At 59.7% G+C, this 19841-nt stretch carries 21 protein-coding genes and 2 tRNA genes; 17 read left to right on the top strand and 6 right to left on the bottom strand.

What is annotated here, in order from left to right:
• The first annotated feature begins 10 nt into the window (after positions 1–10).
• The 4 genes from queC (at position 11) to MOP87_RS04920 (ending at position 2119) form a co-directional block, all read left to right on the top strand.
• Positions 11–685 (top strand): 7-cyano-7-deazaguanine synthase QueC, encoded by a 675-nt coding sequence (gene queC, locus MOP87_RS04905; protein WP_023536291.1) that lies wholly within the window; start codon positions 11–13, stop codon positions 683–685.
• Positions 686–746: 61 nt separating this feature from the next.
• Positions 747–822: transfer RNA gene (locus MOP87_RS04910), tRNA-Lys, on the top strand.
• Positions 823–1155: 333 nt separating this feature from the next.
• Positions 1156–1719 carry a hypothetical protein gene (locus tag MOP87_RS04915; protein WP_242810178.1) on the top strand — a complete coding sequence of 188 codons (564 nt, stop codon included), beginning with the start codon at positions 1156–1158 and terminating at the stop codon, positions 1717–1719.
• Positions 1720–1741: 22 nt separating this feature from the next.
• Positions 1742–2119: a hypothetical protein gene (locus MOP87_RS04920; RefSeq protein WP_027914223.1), complete on the top strand. Its 378-nt coding sequence runs from the start codon at positions 1742–1744 to the stop codon at positions 2117–2119.
• 44 nt (positions 2120–2163) lie between these two features.
• Here MOP87_RS04920 and MOP87_RS04925 read toward each other — a convergent pair whose 3' ends face one another.
• Entirely contained in the window at positions 2164–2958 is a 795-nt protein-coding gene (locus MOP87_RS04925) for an alpha/beta hydrolase (RefSeq protein WP_242810179.1), read from the bottom strand.
• A gap of 226 nt (positions 2959–3184) precedes the next feature.
• On the opposite strand from MOP87_RS04925, the gene MOP87_RS04930 reads away from it, so the two are divergent.
• Entirely contained in the window at positions 3185–3970 is a 786-nt protein-coding gene (locus MOP87_RS04930) for an EAL domain-containing protein (protein ID WP_027914225.1), read from the top strand.
• 10 nt (positions 3971–3980) lie between these two features.
• On the opposite strand, the gene MOP87_RS04935 is transcribed toward MOP87_RS04930, so the two are convergent.
• Positions 3981–4940: a cation transporter gene (locus tag MOP87_RS04935; protein ID WP_242810180.1), complete on the bottom strand. Its 960-nt coding sequence runs from the start codon at positions 4938–4940 to the stop codon at positions 3981–3983.
• Positions 4941–4952: 12 nt separating this feature from the next.
• Positions 4953–6308: an APC family permease gene (locus MOP87_RS04940; protein WP_049696432.1), complete on the bottom strand. Its 1356-nt coding sequence runs from the start codon at positions 6306–6308 to the stop codon at positions 4953–4955.
• A 431-nt stretch (positions 6309–6739) separates the two neighbouring features.
• On the opposite strand from MOP87_RS04940, the gene MOP87_RS04945 reads away from it, so the two are divergent.
• Positions 6740–8251: a YdgA family protein gene (locus MOP87_RS04945; RefSeq protein ID WP_028687392.1), complete on the top strand. Its 1512-nt coding sequence runs from the start codon at positions 6740–6742 to the stop codon at positions 8249–8251.
• Between the two features lie 225 nt (positions 8252–8476).
• Positions 8477–9535 (top strand): quinolinate synthase NadA, encoded by a 1059-nt coding sequence (gene nadA / locus MOP87_RS04950; protein WP_027914230.1) that lies wholly within the window; start codon positions 8477–8479, stop codon positions 9533–9535.
• Between the two features lie 146 nt (positions 9536–9681).
• Here the strand turns inward: nadA and MOP87_RS04955 are convergent, their stop codons facing one another.
• Positions 9682–11118, bottom strand: coding sequence for a M48 family metalloprotease (locus MOP87_RS04955; protein ID WP_027914231.1), 1437 nt, complete (start codon positions 11116–11118; stop codon positions 9682–9684).
• Positions 11119–11239: 121 nt separating this feature from the next.
• On the opposite strand from MOP87_RS04955, the gene MOP87_RS04960 reads away from it, so the two are divergent.
• Both MOP87_RS04960 and MOP87_RS04965 read left to right on the top strand, forming a co-directional pair.
• On the top strand, positions 11240–11479 hold the full coding sequence (locus MOP87_RS04960) for a sulfurtransferase TusA family protein (protein WP_023536286.1): 240 nt from the start codon (positions 11240–11242) through the stop codon (positions 11477–11479).
• 18 nt (positions 11480–11497) lie between these two features.
• Positions 11498–12568, top strand: a complete 1071-nt coding sequence (locus MOP87_RS04965; protein ID WP_027914232.1) for an AI-2E family transporter — start codon at positions 11498–11500, stop codon at positions 12566–12568.
• A 42-nt stretch (positions 12569–12610) separates the two neighbouring features.
• On the opposite strand, the gene MOP87_RS04970 is transcribed toward MOP87_RS04965, so the two are convergent.
• Both MOP87_RS04970 and MOP87_RS04975 read right to left on the bottom strand, forming a co-directional pair.
• Complete coding sequence (locus tag MOP87_RS04970) at positions 12611–13084, bottom strand: peroxiredoxin (RefSeq protein WP_023536252.1); 474 nt, start codon at positions 13082–13084, stop codon at positions 12611–12613.
• A 10-nt stretch (positions 13085–13094) separates the two neighbouring features.
• Positions 13095–13655 carry a glycine cleavage system protein R gene (locus MOP87_RS04975; RefSeq protein WP_023536329.1) on the bottom strand — a complete coding sequence of 187 codons (561 nt, stop codon included), beginning with the start codon at positions 13653–13655 and terminating at the stop codon, positions 13095–13097.
• Between the two features lie 258 nt (positions 13656–13913).
• Here MOP87_RS04975 and dapA point away from each other — a divergent pair, with 258 nt between their 5' ends.
• The 8 genes from dapA to MOP87_RS05015 all read left to right on the top strand — a co-directional run bounded on the left by dapA (position 13914) and on the right by MOP87_RS05015 (position 19563).
• The gene (gene dapA / locus MOP87_RS04980) at positions 13914–14801 is read left to right on the top strand and encodes a 4-hydroxy-tetrahydrodipicolinate synthase (RefSeq protein WP_027914233.1); all 888 of its coding nucleotides are present in this window, start codon (positions 13914–13916) and stop codon (positions 14799–14801) included.
• A 15-nt stretch (positions 14802–14816) separates the two neighbouring features.
• A complete protein-coding gene (bamC, locus tag MOP87_RS04985) occupies positions 14817–15938 on the top strand; it encodes an outer membrane protein assembly factor BamC (protein ID WP_058638490.1) in 1122 nt (373 codons plus the stop codon).
• Positions 15939–16697, top strand: a complete 759-nt coding sequence (locus MOP87_RS04990) for an MBL fold metallo-hydrolase (protein WP_027914235.1) — start codon at positions 15939–15941, stop codon at positions 16695–16697. It abuts the gene before it with no gap.
• Between the two features lie 29 nt (positions 16698–16726).
• Complete coding sequence (purC, locus tag MOP87_RS04995) at positions 16727–17437, top strand: phosphoribosylaminoimidazolesuccinocarboxamide synthase (protein WP_242810181.1); 711 nt, start codon at positions 16727–16729, stop codon at positions 17435–17437.
• Positions 17438–17529: 92 nt separating this feature from the next.
• Positions 17530–17619: transfer RNA gene (locus tag MOP87_RS05000), tRNA-Ser, on the top strand.
• A 238-nt stretch (positions 17620–17857) separates the two neighbouring features.
• Positions 17858–18526, top strand: a complete 669-nt coding sequence (locus MOP87_RS05005; RefSeq protein ID WP_125922056.1) for a hypothetical protein — start codon at positions 17858–17860, stop codon at positions 18524–18526.
• 12 nt (positions 18527–18538) lie between these two features.
• Positions 18539–18982, top strand: coding sequence for a DUF488 domain-containing protein (locus MOP87_RS05010; protein WP_125922055.1), 444 nt, complete (start codon positions 18539–18541; stop codon positions 18980–18982).
• The gene (locus MOP87_RS05015; protein ID WP_125922054.1) at positions 18979–19563 is read left to right on the top strand and encodes a DUF4326 domain-containing protein; all 585 of its coding nucleotides are present in this window, start codon (positions 18979–18981) and stop codon (positions 19561–19563) included. The genes MOP87_RS05010 and MOP87_RS05015 overlap by 4 nt, the downstream gene beginning before the upstream one ends.
• Positions 19564–19841 lie beyond the last annotated feature (278 nt).

Below are 19841 nucleotides of genomic sequence, written 5' to 3' on the forward strand. Positions count from 1 at the left end.
AGAGTGAGACATGACTGATAAACGCGCAGTAATTCTTCTGTCCGGTGGCCTGGACTCGGCCACGGTAGTGGCCATGGCCAAGGCCCAGGGCTATGCCTGCTATACCATGAGCTTCGATTACGGCCAGCGTCACCGCGCCGAGCTTAACGCCGCTGCACGGGTCGCCCAGGACCTGGGCGTGGTAGAGCACAAGGTGATTGGGCTGAACCTGGATGGCATCGGTGGCTCGGCCCTGACTGACAGCAGCATCGATGTGCCGGAAACGCCGGGCGAGGGTATCCCGGTGACCTACGTGCCAGCGCGCAACACGGTGTTTCTGTCGCTGGCGCTGGGCTGGGCTGAAGTGCTGCAAGCCCGTGACATTTTCATCGGGGTCAACGCCGTGGATTATTCCGGCTACCCGGACTGCCGCCCCGAGTTCGTCGAAGCTTTCGAGCGCATGGCCAACCTGGCCACCAAGGCAGGCGTCGAAGGGCAGGGTTTCCGCATTCAGGCACCCTTGCAGAACATGAGCAAAGCCCAGATCGTCCAGGCCGGCGTGGCGCACGGGGTCGACTATAGCCTGACCGTATCGTGCTACCAGGCTGATGACGACGGGCGTGCTTGTGGCAAGTGCGACAGCTGCCGCCTGCGGGCTGAGGGCTTCAAGGCAGCCGCCGTGGCGGACCCGACGCGCTATTTTTAAGAAATTTTACCGAGGGGTGTTGATTTCTCTATAGAAATCAGTATTATACGCGCCATCCAACGGGTCGTTAGCTCAGTTGGTAGAGCAGTTGGCTTTTAACCAATTGGTCGTAGGTTCGAATCCTACACGACCCACCATCTTCGCAGCGGTTGCGAATACTTCAGCTAGACCACAGGGTCAGCGCCAAGTCTAGCAACCGTATGAATCGAGCAGTCAGCTCGCTTCTGTGTGAAATCTGTACGAAAAGCCCGCCCTTATCGGCGGGCTTTTTCGTTTCTGGGCAAAGCGCTTGGCCTATGGCCTGTCTGGCAGAGACTCTGCCTTTTTCACAGGCAGTGTTCTACATGCAAGTGCCCTGTGATGAAGTCTCAACAGGCGACTCCCTAGTGCAGATGTACTAGATAGCCCTTTGCCCAATACTGCGGATGGGAAAATTCTCTGTCTAAGTAATGGCAGAGAGATGGCCAGTCATGCGCTCCCCAGTGAAACACCTGCTGTCGCTTGCACTCCTGTTAGGCGCCTTACCCGTCCACGCGGACAATGCCCCGAAGGGCGACTACTGGGTCGTTCATCATCAAGCCAGCCTGGGCAAGAGCAAGGCATACCTTGTAGACGGCGACCCCGGAAACATCTACGAGCGCCCCGGCGGCGTCAAATCCGTGGGCGTCTATCTGTTTGACCAGCACCCCGGCAAGCCCGATTTCACGGTCTACGACGTCGAAGTCGATTGCAAGAACAAGCGGGCTCGTGTCACAGGAGCGCTCGACTTCAGCAGCGTGGCCAATACCTTGCGCAAGGCCAAGTTCTCCAACCAATGGCAGGGCGATCAACAACCGTGGTTGGCGCAAAGCCGTGATTTCATCTGTAAGCCAGCTGAGCGCCAAGCCCTCAAGATGGAGCACTTGGGCGTAATGTCAGCTTCGGAGTTGAGCCGCTCTGGCCCGCAGCTATTCGAGATACTGACACGCGAGGCGCTCAGGGCCGAGATCATCAGGCAGATCGATGACGCCTTCACACAGATGCCTGCCAAGTAACTGTCCACCAAGGAGAGAAGCCATGATCCGTCTGCTTGTGTTATGCCTGGGCGCTGTCCTGCTTGGCGGATGCTCGTCGCTGGAGGCAACCAGTGCGTGGAAAGGCCGCCCGGTCGGCGAGCTGATCGATTACTTTGGCGTGCCCAGGGTCATCATGGTGGCGCCTGATCAGGACATGGTGGTGCTCAGGTACGTGCGCGACAGCACGTATATTTCCCGGGAGGCTGCGGGCACCTATACCGGCCCTGAAAATGGCCAATTGGTGCACCGCGAGTATTGGCAGGATGTCGAGCACTCAGGCAGTTGCGAGATCAACGTTTTTGTCGACAGGGCGCACGTGGTGCAGAAAGTCAGGGCCAATGGTCGCTGTGCAGTCATTGACATGGCGCCCAAGGCGTAGCCCGGCAGTGGGAGGCAGGCACCGGGCGAATGCTCGTTGAGCGATTACCGATTTCGCCCCCCTTCATCATTGATTAAAAAAGCTTCGATCACAGGCAATAGCCATTGCGGATGCGTTTCATGAGGTGAATGATCAGCCAGTGCCAAGTTCAACAGCTGCGCCCCAGGCACTTGCTCTACCAACTCCAGTGCATTGGCTCGTGAAACCAGGCGATCACGATCGCCACGCACCACCAGCAATGGCGCGGTAATGCCCCCGACGCTGGCTGCGGGATAGCCGTGCTCACTGTCATCTAGCCACAACCCTCGGACGGCCTCCAGCAACCTTGCAAAGTCCGGTTGTGGGTTGATCGCCTCATAGCGAGCCACATCGTCGGCAAACAGGCCGCGCCACTTCGCGGCGGTGATGCCTTCGTACAGGGCCCGCGCAGGGTCGTTCTCTCCCAGCGCCCAGTGAGCCCCAATGGTGACGAGTCGATCGACCGTGACGGCCTGCGAGGCGGCCATGCGCAGCGCGACGATTCCGCCATCGCTGTGCCCGATCAGGGTGACGCGTTCAAGCGCCAGGTGATCGATTACCCGCTCTACGTCGTGCTGCATGCGCGCATAGGTGAGTGGTGCGCCGCCTAGGGTAGACATGCCCTGGCCGCGGCTGTCGATGCCGATCACGCGCCAACGGCGGGCCAAGTGCGGGGTGATGGCATTGAAGCTTTCAATATGGCCAAGGCCGCCATGCAGCAGGATCAACGCGGGTGCGTCGGCTGCACCCAGTTGTTCGTAGTAAAGGCGTGCATCATCGACGGTGAGGTACTCGCCGCCCCGGTGAGTGAAGACAGTCATGTCGAAGTTGTCCGTGTCGTCAGATGTTGGATCGGGCGACAGTGTACCGAGTTGCCCACTTGAGCCCAATAAATCCAACCTATCGGGGCTTTTTAACGGGTCATCAACCTTGCGCACCGCACCTCTCGCCAGCCATGCTGTCAAAGTGCCAACAACGCTGTTTTGACGTTCTCACGATCGTGTTATCCCAGCGCTACTTTCTCTTCATCAAGCTGCCGGAGACACCATGGCCGATTTGATCTTTGCGCAGCCTTTCGAAGCTGTAGGTTGCAAGCAATGCCGTGAGATGGCGGACCTGGGGTTCGGCATCACAATGGCCTTTCAACCTATCGTTCACCAGCCTTCGGGTAAACCCTACGCCTACGAGGCGTTGGTCAGAGGTGTCGGGGGGGAGGGGGCTGCGCAGGTGCTGGCCAAGGTCACACCCGATAACCTGTATCGCTTCGACCAGGCTTGCCGGGTCAAGGCCATCGAAAAAGCCTCCGAGCTTGGGCTCAACCGTGTGCAGGATTGCAAGCTCAGCATCAACTTCCTGCCCAACGCCGTGTACCGCCCCGCCACCTGTATCCGCGCGACGCTCGAGGCCTCCAAGCAGTTCGATTTTCCGGCCGACAGGCTGATTTTCGAAGTGACCGAAGGCGAACGGGTCGAGGACACCGAACACCTGAAGTCCATTTTCCGCGAGTACGACCGGCAGGGCTTCACCACGGCCATTGACGATTTCGGCTCAGGCTATTCGGGCCTGAACCTGCTTGCCGAGTTTCAACCGGACCTCCTGAAGCTGGACATGGCGCTGACACGCAACCTTGGCGCCGACCCGGTGCGTCAGGCGATCGTGGCAGGCATCGTGCTGGTGGCGCGGCGGCTGGACATTCTGTTGGTCGCTGAGGGCGTGGAAACAGCAGCCGAGTGCCAGGCGTTGGCCGCGCTGGGTATCGAGCTGATGCAAGGTTACTATTTTGCCCGCCCTGAAATCGAAGCGCTGCCGCTGATCGAACGCCTGCGTGGCTGAGTCCTGATGCTCATTCGGCCCACTCGGGGTCGCCGGTAAATACGACCGTCATCCAGCGATTGGGCCCTTCGCCGCCGATGGCCTCGCCGATCTCGTTGCGCCAGGCATCCCACTGCTCGATGGTCTTGGCCGCCATCTGCGGCGGCACGATGAAGTACAGCTCAATCTCCCGCGAGCGTCCCACCTTGGCCACATAGGCGCGGTAGGACTGCAGGCCATGGCGTTCGACGAAAGCCTGCGCAACCGCGTCTACGTGCTGCTTGAGATCGCCCGGCGTGACGAGAAAGATATCCGCCAACGCCTGGCGAACGACCGACATTGGCAAGGGTACGATCACCAGGCAGACCAGTGCCAGCACGGCCGGGTCGATGTAGGGCGATACCCATTCAAGCGATGTGCCCTGCACGGCATAGCCAAAGCAGAAGGCGATCAACAGCGCCGCCGTGATGCTGGCGGACATCACCCAGCCCTTCACGTCCATGGCGACGAAGTCCGACCGCAGCTTGCGGTTGGCCTTGCCCTCGATCACCGCGATGCTCACGCAGGCGGTGACGGTGAGCGCCGCATAGACCATGGCGATACCAAACTCCAGGTGACGTCCACCTTCCAGCAGGCTGCTCACAGCGTTGATCAGGGCGTAGATGGCAACACCGCTGAGCAGGATGCCATTGAGTGCCAGCACCATCGGTTCCAGGTGCCAGAAGCCCATGGTGAAGCGCTCGCGCAGTTTGCGCGACATCTGCAGGCTGCTGGCATGGGAAGTGATCAGCCTGACCACCATCAACGACAGCCCGCTCATGCTGGCATCCACCAGCGAGTAGACGCCGTCGAACACGATGGAAAACGAGCCCGATGCCAAGCCAAAGGCAATGCCGATGCTGGCGATGAACAGGGTGACCGCGATCGAGGTGCGCAGCAGGCCCTGCTCACTGGTGATATCGAAGAAACCGGGTGGGGTTGAGCTGTGCATGGTCGGTACGCGTCATCCCTCGGCGATACAGTTGGGCGGCGCCGCTCTGAACGCCTTGGTCAACCAGGCCAGGTACACCAGGCCCAGCGTGGCCCAGACCCCGCCGAACAGCAGCGAGTGCATGTTCAGGTCCAGCCACAGCGAAACGATGATACAAAAGCCTGTGGTGGGCAGTACCAGGTACTTCAGCTGGTTGGCCAGCCCTCGGCGATTGCCCTCTCGCAGGTAGCAGTGATTGATCACCGACAAGTTGACGAAGCTGAACGCCACCAATGCACCGAAGTTGATGATGGAGGTGGCGGTGACCAGGTCGAAGAAGATGGCCGACAGCGAAATCACCCCCACCACGGCAATGTTCAGTACGGGTGTCTTGTAGCGTGAATGCAACCGCGCAAAAACGCTCGCGGGTATGACCTTGTCACGGCCCATTACATATAGCAGGCGCGACACGCTGGTCTGCGACGCCAGCCCCGAGGCGATGGTGTTGATCACCGTGCACGCGATGAAGACCGACTGGAACAGCTTGCCCCCGACATACAAGGCGATCTCAGGCAGCGCCGCTTCCTGATCGTGAAAGCGTGCCATGGTGGGGAAGTAGGCCTGAATGAAGTAGGACACGGTGATGAATACAACGCCGCCGATCAATGCCGTGAGGAAGATGGCCCGCGGTATGGTTTTGGCTGGGTCGCGCGTTTCCTCGGACAGGCACGTGACCGCATCGAAACCCAGGAATGAGAAGCACAGAATGGTTGCACCTGCGGCCAGGGCGCTCAGGTGGGTCTGCTGGTCGGCGAAGGGCAACAGGCTCCATGCGGTGCCCAGGCCTTCGCCCTGGTCCAGCCCGCGTACGCACAGGTAGATGAACACCGCGATGATCGCCACCTGCACGCCAACGAACAGCAGGTTGAAATGCGCAACCAGATTGACGCTGCGCATGTTGATCAGGCTGATCAGGGACACGAAGGCCACGACCCAGACCCACTGTGGCACCTCGGGGAACATGGCAGACAGGTACAGTTTGGCCAGCAAGGCGTTGACCATGGGCAGCAACAGGTAGTCCAGCAAGGAAGACCAGCCTACCAGGAAGCCCACGTGTGGATTGATGGCACGTTGGGTGTAGGTGTAGGCCGATCCCGACTGGGGAAAGCGCTTGACCAGGGTTCCGTAGCTGACTGCCGTGAACAGGATGCCGGCCAGGGCCAGTATATAGGCGCTCGGTACGTGCCCAGCGGTGATGCCTGACACGATGCCGAAGGTGTCGAACACGGTCATGGGCGTCAGGTACGCCAGGCCAATGATGATCACATGCCACAGGCGCAGCGTCTTGCGCAGTTGGCCGGCTTCGTGGGCGTAGGGTTCAGGCTGCATGCGAGTGTGACTCCTGCGCAAAGGCTTGGACGACAGGCACAGCGAAGGGCGCAGGCAGCAGCGGCGAGCGGGTGGGCTCCATATTGTTCACCTTTATGTTGGAGCAGCAGAGGCGTGACTGGATCACGCAAGTGATCAAAATAAAAAACGATAGGGTCTTGGGTGTCAAGTTAAACATGACAAGGTGTTTCGAATGCGCGATTTTTATCGATAAAACCGCAAACTCAAGCGTTTCTAACGTCGTTTTTGTCAATGCAAATGCCATAAGCGTGTTCGTAAAAATTGACATCTTTGAAGTGGGCCTGTCCAACGGGCCGCCCTGCCTTTCCAGTGGCGCGGCCGCCAATCATCCTGGCCTTCGGTGATATGCTGCATTTTCCTGGCTGCGCAGGCGATGTGCGAGCCTTTATGGACATCAATCGGTTTAATTCATGACGAAGACTTCAGTAGCAATCCTGTCCGGCGTAGCGGTGGCCGTTGTCGCAGTGGTCGTTGGCGGAGCCTGGTACACCGGCAAGCAACTGCCGGGTGAGCTGGACCATGCCTTGGCCCTGAGCAACGCGCAGCTGCAAAAGTCACTGGTGAACACAGGTGGTAGCGTACGCATCGAGTTGGTATCGCTGGACCAGCGTTGGTTCAGCAGCACGGCACACTACCGTGTGATCGCTCGCGATGTGCATGCCAACAGCCAACAGGTGGTAAATTTTGATGTAGGCGTGACCGATCAGATCGAGCACGGCCCGTTCCCATGGTCTCGCGTCAAGACCCTCAGGTTGTTGCCAGTGTTGGCGCTGAGCAATACCACGCTGGACAAGGACGAAGTCACGGCGCCTTGGTACGCAGCAGCCGGTGACCGCGTGCCGTTCAGCGCCCAGACCAGCATGGGGTACGGCGGCAGTGTCGACAGCCAGGTTCACCTGGCGCCGGTCAAGCTCGACGATGCCAACGGCACCAGCCTGGCGTTCTCGGGCATGGAACTTGGGGTCAGCGGGGATCGCGATGGCAAGGATTCGCGCTTCCATGGCGAGGCCGACCACTTCCTGATGAAACTGGTAAGTGAAGACCAGCCGCCCGTGATCTTTGAACTCAATGGGCTGAAGTTGGGTGGCAAGCTGGCGGCGACTGCGCATGACAACCTGTTCACGGGCAACGCTGACCTGTATCTGGCAGAGACCAAGGTCACTCTCGGGCCCAGGCAACAGGCGCTGGTCATCAAAGGGGGCGAGCTCAGTACCCTGCAAAGCCTCGAAGGCCCCGACACCTTTGGCGGGCGCGTTGAATACAAACTCGGGGACATCACTTGGGATGGGCGAGCGGTCGGTAAGGCCCAGATGATCGTCGGCTTCAAGTCCATCCATGCGCCCGCGCTGCAAGCGCTGAGCAACTGGTATGCAGCGCATTTGCCTGAGTTCGAGGCCGCGGCAACTGCCGGGCAGTCGGCGCCACAGATCAACATGACCGAAGCCGAAAAGGCCAAGTTCCAGGGCGACTTGCGCACGCTGCTGGCGGCAAAACCCAAGGTGGCGCTCGAAGACTTGAGCCTCAAGACCGCCAATGGCGAGAGTCACTTCAATGTGGCAATGGACTTCGATGCGCCGTCTTCCTTCGACTTGCCACAAGATCAGGCGCTAAAGCAGATGGTGACGCAGGTCACCGGCAAGCTGTCCTTGTCCAAGCCGATGCTAGGGGACCTGGCCACCTTGCAAGCGCTGCTCGACGGTCAGACCGATGCCCAGGCCATCGCTACGCAGTCTGGCCAGGCAGGGGAAATGGTCGGTTTGATGGCCGTGCAAAGCGGCCTGGCCACGGTGGAGGGCGATAAAGTGATCAGCGCGTTGCACTACGCCGATGGCATGGTTGATTTCAACGGCCAAAAAATGACGCTCGAAGCCTTTGCCGCGTTCGTTAACACGCAGCTGGCAATGCTCTCGCCGCAGCGCTGACAGCCCGGCGCTACCTGCCCTTGGGCCCCTGGCGCGAGGGCAGGTATGGGTTGGATAAAAACCGCTTTAGAAATCTCGGGTTTCTCTGTAGCCTTCGGCCTCCATAATAATCCGCGCCCGCAGAGGGCCGTGGCGGCCTGCGCCGTCCGGCGCCCTTAGCCGATCTGTCAGGGCCGGGTGATACACTCGATTTGATGCGCGCACGCGCCTGCAGGTCCAGCGATCATGACCCAGATTTCCGAACGCTTGTTGGTTCAGGCTCACCTTGACGCCAAGCAGCCCAATCCGCTGACAGACGAGCAGCAGGCCGAATACCGTGCGGCCATCGCTGCCGAGCTCAAGGCGCAAAATGCCGTGCTGGTTGCTCATTACTACTGCGACCCGGTCATCCAGGCCCTGGCGGAGGAAACCGGCGGCTGTGTGTCCGACTCGCTGGAAATGGCTCGTTTTGGCAAGCAGCACCCTGCCGAGACCGTGATCGTGGCAGGCGTGCGCTTCATGGGCGAAACCGCCAAGATTCTTACGCCCCACAAGCGCGTGCTGATGCCCACCCTCGAAGCGACCTGCTCGCTCGACCTGGGTTGCCCCATCGAAGAATTCTCTGCCTTCTGTGACCAGCATCCCGAGCGTACCGTGGTGGTTTACGCCAACACGTCCGCTGCCGTGAAGGCACGGGCCGATTGGGTGGTCACCTCCAGTTGCGCGCTGGAGATCGTCGAAAGCCTGATGGACAATGGCGAGACCATCATCTGGGGCCCCGATCAGCATTTGGGTCGCTACATCCAGAAGCAGACGGGTGCCGACATGCTGCTGTGGGACGGTGCCTGCATCGTTCATGAGGAGTTCAAGTCGCGTCAGCTCGCCGACATGAAGGCCCTGTACCCGGACGCTGCGGTGCTGGTCCATCCCGAGTCGCCGGAGTCGGTGATCGACCTGGCGGATGCCGTGGGCTCCACCAGCCAACTGATCAAGGCTGCCCAGACGCTACCGAACAAAACCTTCATCGTCGCCACCGACCGCGGCATCTTCTACAAGATGCAGCAGCTGTGCCCGGACAAGGTATTTGTGGAAGCCCCCACCGCCGGTAACGGCGCGGCCTGCCGCAGCTGCGCCCACTGCCCGTGGATGGCGATGAATACGCTGGAGCGCGTGCTCGATTGTCTGCGCAATGGCGGCGACGAGATCTTCGTCGACCCAGCCTTGGTGCCCAAAGCCATCAAGCCGCTGAACCGGATGCTGGATTTCACCCAGGCGGCCAGGTTGAAGCTTTCCGGGAACGCGTGAGGCAAGCGCTGGCTTAAACGCCCATGTTGGCGCAATTACCCTCGTAGAAAAACCTCTGTAGGAGCGGTCCGGCGCCCCGGCGAGACCGCTCCTACAGGCGCGCTGCTAAGCCTTGTGAGCGGTTCCGCTCCAGCCCCTAGAACGCCTCAGCGCCCCATCATCTCCCGCACCATGCGCTGCTGCTCCAGGACCTCTCGCTGGCGCTGGTCGATCTGCGAAGCCAGCGGGAAATTCCCCCCAGCGCGGCGCTTGGCATAGTCGAGCTGCTGAATGGCCTGATCGAAGTCCCCCACCAAGGTGAAGTATTCCGCACGCGCCCGGTGCAGGCCGATGGTATTGCCCGATAAGCCCCGCACCTCGGCCATGTCGTACCACACATCCGGATCATCCGGGCGGCTCTTGATCAGGTCGTTCAATACCTGCTCCGCCTCGGCCGGCTTGTTCTGCTTGACCAACAGGTCGGCGCGCACCTGCTTGAGCGGGTAATTACCCGGGTACAGCCCCTGCATACGCTCGGCCCGTTGCTGTGCATCGGCCAGGCGATTGTTGGTGATATCCAGGTCGATCTGCGCCAGGTTGTAGGTAATGTCATTGGGCGCCTTGGCCAGCAGCGGCTTGAGCATCTCCCGAGCCTCGTTGAGCTGACCACCCTTGATCTGTGCCAGCGCCAGCCCATAGCGCGCCGCATCGAGCTTGGGGTCTTCGTCGAGCTGGGCGCGAAAACGCTTGGCCGCAAGCCCCGGCGTACCCTCATACGTCAGCGCTACCCGGGCACGGATCAGCTGATAGCGCAGGCTGTCTTCCACACCGCCTTTCGGCGCCTGCTCGGCTCGGTTACGGGTGTCGGCGATACGCGACTCGGTTACCGGGTGCGTCAGCAGAAATTCCGGCGGCTTGGCGTCGTAACGGTACTGACGCGCCAGGCGTTCGAACATGGTCGGCATGTTGCGCGGGTCATAGCCGGCCTTTTCCAGGTTCTGGATGCCGATGCGGTCAGCTTCCTGCTCGTTTTGCCGGGAGAACCTGCGCTGTTCCTGAATCGCCGCCGCCTGGGTGCCGGCAATCATGCCGATGCCGGCATCCCCCGCGCCACCGGCCGCCAGCACGATACCGGTAAGCAACGCCGCCATCATCGGCAATTGCATGCGCTGCTGTGCCTCGATGCCCCGTGCGAAGTGACGCTGGGACAAGTGCGCCAGTTCGTGCGCCAGTACCGAGGCGTACTCGCCCTCGGTCTGCGCATTGAGGAACAACCCGCCGTTGACACCCACGATGCCGCCTGGCGCTGCAAACGCGTTGAGTTCGCGGCTGTCGATCAGGATGAATTCCAGGCGACGGTCCTGCAACTGGCTGGTTTCGGCCAGGCGGTACACGCTGGTCTCCACGTAGTCCTTGAGCTGCGGGTCGTTGAGCTGGTTGACCTGGCCGCGCAACAGGCTCAGCCAGGCGCGGCCAAGCTGGTGTTCCTGCTGGGGCGAGACGATCGCCGAACTGGCGTCACCCAGCGACGGCAGGTCGTCAGCATGGCCAGGCAGGGCCATCAGGCAGGCCAGCGTCAGCAGGGTAGGGCGCAGTAGATTCATGCACGAAGCTCGCGTCGGTCAAAGATTGCTACTGTAGCGGGCTCACACGTTGGCGACCAGTGGCGCTATCCTAGGCGGCCGATCAGGCCGTAGGCCGGCATTGCCCTGGAGAGCCCCATTGATGAGCACCCCCCTGACCTGTGACGCCGAGCTCGATGCCAGCGGGCTGAACTGCCCGTTACCACTGCTCAAGGCCAAGATGGCGCTCAATGGGCTGGCCAGTGGTGCCGTACTCAAGGTCATCGCCACCGACGCAGGTTCCCAACGCGACCTGCGCACCTTTGCCAAACTGGCCGGTCATAGCCTGTTGCACGAAACGGCCGAGGCCGGTACCTACACCTACTGGCTGCGCAAGGCCTGAGTCCCACAAGGATCGTTCATGTTCAAAGTGCTACGCGACTGGGTCCAACGCTACTTCTCCGATGAAGAAGCGGTGGTGCTGGCGGTCTTGCTGTTTCTGGCGTTCACGGCGGTGCTCACGCTGGGCGGGATGCTGGCGCCGGTGTTGGCCGGCATGGTGCTGGCGTTTCTCATGCAAGGGCTGGTCAACGCCCTGGAGCGCCTGCGAGTGCCTACAAAACTGGCGGTCCTGCTGGTATTTGCCCTGTTCATGGGCGCACTGGCGGTGTTCATGCTGGTATTGGTGCCGCTGCTGTGGCACCAGCTGATCACCCTGTTCAACGAGCTGCCAGGCATGCTTGGTAAATGGCAATCATTGCTGCTCCTGCTGCCAGAGCGCTATCCGCACCTGGTGTCGGACGAGCAGGTGCTGCATGCCATCGAGTCGGTCCGCGGCGAGATCGGCAAGTTCGGGCAATGGGCGCTTACCTTCTCCCTGTCCAGCCTGCCGCTGCTGGTCAACGCCATGATCTACCTGGTGCTGGTGCCGATCCTGGTGTTCTTCTTCCTCAAGGACCGTGAACTGATTGGCCGCTGGGTCAGTGGCTACCTGCCGCGTCAGCGCACCTTGCTCAACCGCGTGGGCAGCGAGATGAACCGGCAGATCGCCAATTACATTCGGGGCAAGGGCATCGAAATTCTGATCTGCGGCATTGCGACCTACATAGCGTTCATCACCCTGGGCCTGAACTATGCTGCGTTGCTGGCCCTCCTGGTCGGGCTGTCAGTGGTCGTGCCTTATGTCGGGGCGGTGGTGGTCACCGTGCCGGTGACGCTGATTGCCCTGTTCCAGTGGGGCTGGGGAGACCAGTTCATCTACCTGATGACGGTCTACGCGATCATCCAGGCGCTCGATGGCAACGTGCTGGTACCGCTGCTGTTCTCCGAGGCGGTGAGCCTGCACCCGGTGGCGATCATCTGCGCGGTCTTGCTGTTCGGTGGGTTGTGGGGGTTCTGGGGGATTTTCTTCGCCATCCCGCTGGCGACCCTGATCAAGGCCGTGCTGGACGCCTGGCCTCGCCAGGAGCCCAGCGTGTCGCCCTTGCTCTGACAGGCTTGGGCTGCACCGAGGTTGACGCAGCCCCTGCTTCGATCAGGCCTGGTTCAGCGTCTGGGCCGCGGCCAGTACCGCATCCACGTGGCCGGGTACCTTTACCCCACGCCATTGCTGACGCAGCACACCGTCTTTGTCGATCAGGAAGGTGCTGCGGTCCACGCCCATGTATTCCTTGCCGTACAGCTTTTTCAGCTTGATCACGTCGAACAGCTGGCACAGGGCTTCGTCCTTGTCGCTGATCAACTCGAACGGAAAGCCCTGCTTGGCCTTGAAGTTCTCGTGGGACTTCATGCCGTCGCGCGAGACGCCGAGCACCACGGTATTGGCGGCTTCGAAGGCGCCATGCTGGTCGCGAAAGCCCTGGCCCTGAGTGGTACAGCCTGGAGTACTGTCCTTCGGATAGAAATACACCACCACCTGGCGGCCCTTGAGCGCCGACAGGCTGACCGTCTGCCCGCTGGTGGCCTGGGCAGTGAAGTCGGGGACAGGTTGGTCGAGTGCAACGGCCATGGGAACCTCCTCAGACAGGGTTTTGTGGGCGCCAGGGTTCGATCAGGGCGTCCAGGTTCAGCGCGTCGGCAAAGTCCAGGAACTGGTCGCGCAGCCAACTGATCTGGGTGCCGGCCGGCAAGATCACCGTGAACTGAGCGTTGAGCATGCTGCTGCCGGTCTGCGGTGCCAGGTAGGTGTCGCAGGTCATGGCTTCGAGCTCGACACGGTGATCGAGGAAGAACTGGCACAGCTCGTTGATGATGTCAGGGCGGTAGGCGGCGCTGACATAGGCCACGTAGGGCAGGGCCTGCGGGCGCACTTCCTGGTCGGCGCTGCGCACCACGTCCAGGGTCAGGCCATGCTTCTTGCCAAGGCCAGGCAGCATGGCCTCAAGGCGCGCCAGGGCATCCCAGCTGCCGCCGACCTGCAAGACCAGTGCGCTGGTCTCGCCATGGCGGCTCAAGCGAGAGGTAACCACCGCGCAGCGGTTTTCGAAGGCTGCGCGGCTCAGTACATTGGCCAGCTCCATGGGGTTGGGCCCCAAGGCGCTGATGACGAGGAATTGTTCGCGGACAGTGGGGGTGGACATGCAGCATTCCTAAAGCGATGAGCGGTCGGTGCAGGACGGGCGAAAGCCTCCTGTAGGCAGCGCTCGGCACTCGCAGGCGAGGACGGGGCGCTGGCGGGGAGCAGGGTCTACGGCCCGGCGGGCCGTGCTGCACCGATCAAAGCATCAAGGGTAGCGAAATAAGGCGCCGAGGGGAATGCTCCGCCCGCCTGCTTCGCTTGTGCAAGGCCGATGCCCCCAGTACCATTACCGCTCTCTTTTTCCGGCAGGAGCAGATACATGATTGCGGGCAGTATGGTGGCACTGGTCACTCCCATGGATGCACAAGGGCGTGTTGACTGGGGCAGCCTCGACAAACTTGTAGACTTCCACCTGGAAAACGGCACCCACGCCATCGTCGCCGTCGGCACCACCGGTGAGTCCGCCACGCTGGATGTCGAAGAGCACATCCTGGTCATCAAGCACGTGGTCGAGCGCGTCAAGCGCAGCAAAACCCCGATCCCGGTCATCGCCGGCACCGGTGCCAACTCCACTGCCGAAGCCGTGCACCTGACCCAGAACGCCAAGAATGCCGGCGCCGATGCCTGCCTGCTGGTCGTGCCGTACTACAACAAGCCGACCCAGGAAGGCCTGTACCAGCACTTCAAGCACGTTGCCGAATCGGTCGACATCCCGCAGATCCTGTACAACGTGCCAGGCCGCACCTCCTGCGACATGCAGGCCGAAACCGTAATCCGCCTCTCGACGGTGCCCAACATCATCGGCATCAAGGAAGCCACCGGTGACATGGCCCGCGCCAAGGCCATCATCGAGGGCGTTTCCAGCGACTTCATCGTGCTGTCCGGTGACGATCCAACCGCCGTCGAGCTGATCCTGATGGGCGGCAAGGGCAACATTTCGGTCACGGCCAACGTCGCCCCGCGGCAAATGGCCGACCTGTGCGAGGCCGCCCTTGAGGGCAATGCCGAGAAGGCCCGCGCAATCAACGACACGCTCATGCCCCTGCACAAAGACCTGTTCTGCGAGTCCAACCCGATCCCCGTCAAATGGGCGCTGGTCGAGATGGGCCTGATGAAAAAAGGCATTCGCCTGCCACTGACCTGGCTCAGCGAAGGCTGCCACGACAAAGTCCGTACTGCCCTGCGCCAGTCCGGCGTACTGGTTTAAGAGGAAGTACCCTGCATGAAGCGACTGGCTGGCCTTTCTGCCCTTGCCCTGATCATCTCCAGCACCAGTGGGTGCGGCTGGCTGTGGGGCGAGGATGGTTATTTCCGCGACCGCGGCAGCGATTACCTGCAGGCGCACTCGACCGCGCCCATGCAGCTGCCCTCGGACGTCAGCGGCGTCAAGCGCCTCGACCCCCTGCTGCCCATCCCGCGCAACGTTGCCGACGACAATGTCAGCGGTGAGTACGAAGTGCCGCGTCCGCAGCCGCTGACCGGCGGTGCGGGCCAGGCCAACGACTACAGCTTGCAGCGCAGCGGCAGCAGCCGTTGGGTGCTGGCCCAGCACGCCCCGGCCGAAGTCTGGCCGGTGGCGCGTCAGTTCTTCGAGGACAACGGCTTCCGTATTGCTGAAGAGCGCCCGCAAACGGGCGAATTCAGCACCACCTGGCAGCGTTTCGACGAACTCTCGGCCTCCCTTGGTCAGCGCCTGGCCAGCACGGCCAGCAGCAACGACAGCGAAGTGCGCGTGCGTGTGCGCATGGAGCCCGGCGTGCAGCGCAACACCTCCGAGGTGTACGTGGTCACCGTCGAGCGCCCGGCTGGTAGCAGCGCCGAGCCCGACTTCCCGTCCAGCTCCACCAACACCGGCGCCGACGCCCTGCTGGTCGACGAGTTGCTCGCCAGCATGAACCGCAGCGCCGAGAAGGGCGGTTCGGTGTCGCTGCTGGCCGAACGTGATTTCGATGTGCCCAACCGCGTCAGCCTGAGCGAAGACGGCAGCGGCAACCCGGTCCTGAACGTGGGCGCCGACCTGGATCGCGCCTGGTCCAGCGTGGGTCGTGCCCTGGAGCAGGGTGGCCAGTGGCGGGTAGAAGACATCAACCGCAGTCTGGGCCTGTACTACATCAACCTGTCCGAAAAACCCGAAGACAAGGAGAACAAGCCTGGCTTCTTCGGTCGTGTGTTCGGCAGCGAGCCCACCAAGGAAGAGCGCGAAGCCCGTGCCGAGCGCTATCAGGTACGTCTGAGCAAAGTGGGTGAGAACGTGCAGGTCACGGTCGAGAAGAACATCAACACCGTGGCTCCGGCCGATGTCGCTCGCCGTGTGCTGAGCGCCATTCAGGACCACCTGGGTTAAGTGCGCTTCGCCGTACTTGGAAGCGGTAGCCAGGGAAACGGCACGCTGATCGCCAGTGGTGATACCTACATCCTGGTCGATTGCGGCTTTTCCCTGCGCGAGACCGAGCGGCGCCTGGCGCTGCTCGGTGTGTCGGCCGCTCAGCTGAGCGCCGTGCTGGTCACCCACGAACATGCCGACCACGTGCATGGGGTTGGTCTGCTGTCGCGGCGCTACAATGTACCGGTCTACCTGAGCCAAGGCACCTTGCGCGGGCTGCGCAAGCCGGTGGAAGTGGCCGGTTTCCTGGCGTGCGGCCAGCGCCTGAGCGTCGGCAGCCTGGAGGTTACGGCATCGCGCGTTGAGCACGATGCCCACGAACCGTTGCAGTACGTGGTCAGCGACGGTACACGCCGTTTCGGCATGCTGACGGACCTGGGCTCGTACGACGCGCGGCTCCTGGACGGCTATCGCGACCTGGATGCGCTGTTGATCGAAGCCAACCATTGCCGCGACATGCTGGCGCGTGGTCACTACCCCTACTTTCTCAAGCAGCGGGTCGGCGGCATGCGCGGGCATTTGAACAACCACCAGGCCGCGAGCCTGGTACATGAGCTGGGCTGGAATACCCTGCAGCACCTGGTGCTGGCCCACCTCAGCAGCAAGAACAACCTGCCACACCTGGCCCGCCAGTGCTTCGTCGACACCCTTGGGTGCGACCCTGACTGGCTTGAGGTGGCAAATCAGGAACACGGGCTCGACTGGCGCGCCATCGCCTAGCCCACCCCTCACGCAAGCGGAGCCCAATCATGGAAAAACGCGACGAACTCTACCGCGGCAAGGCCAAATCGGTTTACAAGACCGATGACGCCGACCGCTTGATCCTGCTGTTTCGCAACGACACGTCGGCCTTCGACGGCAAGCGCATCGAGCAGCTGGACCGCAAGGGCACGGTGAACAACAAGTTCAACGCCTTCATCATGCAGAAGCTCGAAGAAGCTGGCGTGCCGACCCAGTTCGACAAACTGCTGGGCGACAACGAATGCCTGGTCAAGAAGCTGGACATGATTCCGGTCGAATGCGTCGTGCGTAACTACGCAGCCGGCAGCCTGGTCAAGCGCCTGGGCGTGGAGGAGGGCATCAAGCTGGAGCCTTCCACCTTCGAGCTGTTCCTGAAGAACGACGAGAAGGGCGACCCCTTCATCAACGAATCCCACGTTGTCGCCTTCGGCTGGGGCACCGCCGAGCAACTGGTCGAAATGAAGAAGCTGTCGCTCAAGGTCAATGACGTACTGACCAAGCTGTTCGACGACGCCGGCATGCTGCTGGTCGACTTCAAGCTGGAGTTCGGCGTCTTCCACGGCCAGATCGTGCTGGGCGACGAGTTCAGCCCCGACGGCTGCCGCCTGTGGGACAAGGAAACCCGCAAAAAGATGGACAAGGACCGCTTCCGTCAGGGCCTGGGCGATGTGATCGAAGCCTACGAAGAAGTTGCCAAGCGCCTGGGCGTGCCGCTGTAAGGCGCACGCACACGCAAGCGCCTGATACCACGCGGTTTTTTTGAAAATAAAGGTTTGCGTTTTCAGAATTCACTGGTATGATGCGCGGCATTGGAGAGATGCCGGAGTGGTCGAACGGGACGGATTCGAAATCCGTTGTACTGGCAACAGTACCTAGGGTTCAAATCCCTATCTCTCCGCCATACATCGAGAAGCCCCGCAGATTAAGGTCTGCGGGGCTTTTTCGTTTCTGCGTTGTACTACTCTGTTGTACTACTTGGTCCACGCTGGGTAGGTGTTCTTGGTGGCCCACCATTGCTGATATTTGGCGCAACGTGTTCCGTCGTGGCGGCGGGCACCACGGGGATTTGGTTGGGTAGTGTGATGGCATTCTAAGATCATGTAGACTGAGATTGAATAGCCACCACCAAGGACGGACTCATGCCCTATACCAAATTGTTGCTGTGTCTTGCGTGTTCGCAAAAGCCTGGTGGTTTTTGCGTTGCGGGTAAGGAAATCATTCCCGGTCAAGGCGTTGGATCTTGGGTGCGGCCAGTGAGCACTGGGCCGAAATCGGCGATCACCCTGGAGCAGCGCAAGTATCCAGACGGCTTCTATGCAGTCAAGCTTGACCTGATTCGTATAGAGTTTGACGGAAAGGATAATTCTTGCTTCCAGGCAGAGAACCACTTTGTTGGGGCCACGCGGTGGAGGCTCGAAAAGAAATACGCTGCGGATGTGTTGGATCGTATTGTTGACGCCCCCGATGGGTTATGGTTGAAAGGGTGTGAGCCTACTAAGCATGGACTTAATGATCGAGTACATGGGGGGCGACTGATTCATCCGACCCCATCCCTCTATCTGATCAGTGTCGAAAATCTCACGACGACTGTTGAGACTGACTCGGATTCTGGGAGGAAGAAATTTCGTGGTGAGTTTGTATACAATGGCGTTTCGTATCGTCTGTGGATCAAGGATGTGCAGTGGCATAAGAAATATGCTAATTTTGAAGATGGTGAGTATAAGGATGCCGTCAAATATCTAACCATTAGCCTTGGTCTGCTTCATACTGATGGTTATGCATACAAACTCATAGCGGCAGTTTTCTGACTGGAGTGTTCAATGAAGGTTTTAACAATTGGATTCACAGAAAAGAAAGCTGAGCGTTTTTTCTCGCTGTTAAAACTATCTGGTAGTAAAAAACTGATAGATGTTAGATTGAATAACGTCTCGCAGTTGTCAGGGTTTGCGAAGAAAGATGATCTGAAGTACTTTCTAAACGAGCTTTGTGGTATTGAGTATGTTTATGAGCCTGACTTGGCTCCCACCAAAAATATACTAAAACCCTATCAGCAGAAAGAGATTGGCTGGGATGAATATGCTGATAGGTTTATGGAGCTTATGTCAAAGCGACGCATTGAAAAAGCACTGTCTCCATCTGCATTGGATGGGGCTTGCCTACTATGTAGTGAGCACCTTCCTCATCATTGTCATCGACGGTTAGTTATTGAATACTTAAAAGATCAGTGGCCAGAAATTGATCTTCAAGTACAGCATTTGACATGACTAATAAAGTGTTTGTTATGTATCCGGCTGAGTTTCTTTCATTTGTTAAATTTGAAAGAAAGTTTGGTCGAATCCTGCAGTCTAAGAAGTTTGTGGTTCATTGTGCAGATGATCCCAATGGGTTCGTTGAAAGATTTTGCACAGAAAAGTCTATCGAGTTTCAGGGGTTCGAAACTTGGCAAGAGGCAATTCGTGATTGTACTCATGCCGTCCTGTTTGAAGATAGGGATGACTACTTTCTTGTTAAGCAAGCTATTTGGGATATGGGTATTCCGTACCGGGCTATCGAGCTCGAGTTGACTAGAGTGGTCAATAGGGATCGTGGTGATGCGTATGATACCTACATTGGTAGAGGAACAATTTGGGGTAATCCGTACCAAATTGGCGCTGATGGTGATAGGGATGAGGTTATTCGAAAATTTAAGTATGATTTTGATAACGGACTCTTAAAGGTCTCTGCAGATTTTGAAAAACATGTCATGGCGATCAAGGGGCATCGGTTGGCATGCCATTGTAAGCCCGCAGCATGTCATGGTGATATTATCGCTGCCTATCTCAATTCGTTGGATGATGGGAAATAGAATCGGATATTTTGGTTCAGTGATGAGCTGAGTTGTAACGTGATTCACTTAGGTTTCTCGTCTGGTCTATACCCATCAGCTGAGCATGGTTTCTGGTATCGTGCCCATGGACCTATCCTTGGTTCAGGATCGTCGCTCTTGCGCGCAGATCTCGCGTTTGAAAGTCTGGGGATGACGTTGACAGGATGCGCCAGCGTGCCTGATTTGCGTTTTGAGAAGCGATCTGCTATGGGCCTATGCACCCCTATACCCTTGGCCTGAACGCCGCTTAAATCGGG

Origin of the sequence: Pseudomonas sp. I3-I5 (assembly GCF_022699445.1) — a bacterium.
Lineage (GTDB): Bacteria > Pseudomonadota > Gammaproteobacteria > Pseudomonadales > Pseudomonadaceae > Aquipseudomonas > Aquipseudomonas fulva.

Coding starts and splice junctions, on each gene's coding strand:
- queC (WP_023536291.1), top strand. CDS start 11: ATGACTGATAAACGCGCAGTAATTCTTCTGTCCGGTGGCCTGGACTCG.
- MOP87_RS04915 (WP_242810178.1), top strand. CDS start 1,156: ATGCGCTCCCCAGTGAAACACCTGCTGTCGCTTGCACTCCTGTTAGGC.
- MOP87_RS04920 (WP_027914223.1), top strand. CDS start 1,742: ATGATCCGTCTGCTTGTGTTATGCCTGGGCGCTGTCCTGCTTGGCGGA.
- MOP87_RS04925 (WP_242810179.1), bottom strand. CDS start 2,958: ATGACTGTCTTCACTCACCGGGGCGGCGAGTACCTCACCGTCGATGAT.
- MOP87_RS04930 (WP_027914225.1), top strand. CDS start 3,185: ATGGCCGATTTGATCTTTGCGCAGCCTTTCGAAGCTGTAGGTTGCAAG.
- MOP87_RS04935 (WP_242810180.1), bottom strand. CDS start 4,940: ATGCACAGCTCAACCCCACCCGGTTTCTTCGATATCACCAGTGAGCAG.
- MOP87_RS04940 (WP_049696432.1), bottom strand. CDS start 6,308: ATGCAGCCTGAACCCTACGCCCACGAAGCCGGCCAACTGCGCAAGACG.
- MOP87_RS04945 (WP_028687392.1), top strand. CDS start 6,740: ATGACGAAGACTTCAGTAGCAATCCTGTCCGGCGTAGCGGTGGCCGTT.
- nadA (WP_027914230.1), top strand. CDS start 8,477: ATGACCCAGATTTCCGAACGCTTGTTGGTTCAGGCTCACCTTGACGCC.
- MOP87_RS04955 (WP_027914231.1), bottom strand. CDS start 11,118: ATGAATCTACTGCGCCCTACCCTGCTGACGCTGGCCTGCCTGATGGCC.
- MOP87_RS04960 (WP_023536286.1), top strand. CDS start 11,240: ATGAGCACCCCCCTGACCTGTGACGCCGAGCTCGATGCCAGCGGGCTG.
- MOP87_RS04965 (WP_027914232.1), top strand. CDS start 11,498: ATGTTCAAAGTGCTACGCGACTGGGTCCAACGCTACTTCTCCGATGAA.
- MOP87_RS04970 (WP_023536252.1), bottom strand. CDS start 13,084: ATGGCCGTTGCACTCGACCAACCTGTCCCCGACTTCACTGCCCAGGCC.
- MOP87_RS04975 (WP_023536329.1), bottom strand. CDS start 13,655: ATGTCCACCCCCACTGTCCGCGAACAATTCCTCGTCATCAGCGCCTTG.
- dapA (WP_027914233.1), top strand. CDS start 13,914: ATGATTGCGGGCAGTATGGTGGCACTGGTCACTCCCATGGATGCACAA.
- bamC (WP_058638490.1), top strand. CDS start 14,817: ATGAAGCGACTGGCTGGCCTTTCTGCCCTTGCCCTGATCATCTCCAGC.
- purC (WP_242810181.1), top strand. CDS start 16,727: ATGGAAAAACGCGACGAACTCTACCGCGGCAAGGCCAAATCGGTTTAC.
- MOP87_RS05005 (WP_125922056.1), top strand. CDS start 17,858: ATGCCCTATACCAAATTGTTGCTGTGTCTTGCGTGTTCGCAAAAGCCT.
- MOP87_RS05010 (WP_125922055.1), top strand. CDS start 18,539: ATGAAGGTTTTAACAATTGGATTCACAGAAAAGAAAGCTGAGCGTTTT.
- MOP87_RS05015 (WP_125922054.1), top strand. CDS start 18,979: ATGACTAATAAAGTGTTTGTTATGTATCCGGCTGAGTTTCTTTCATTT.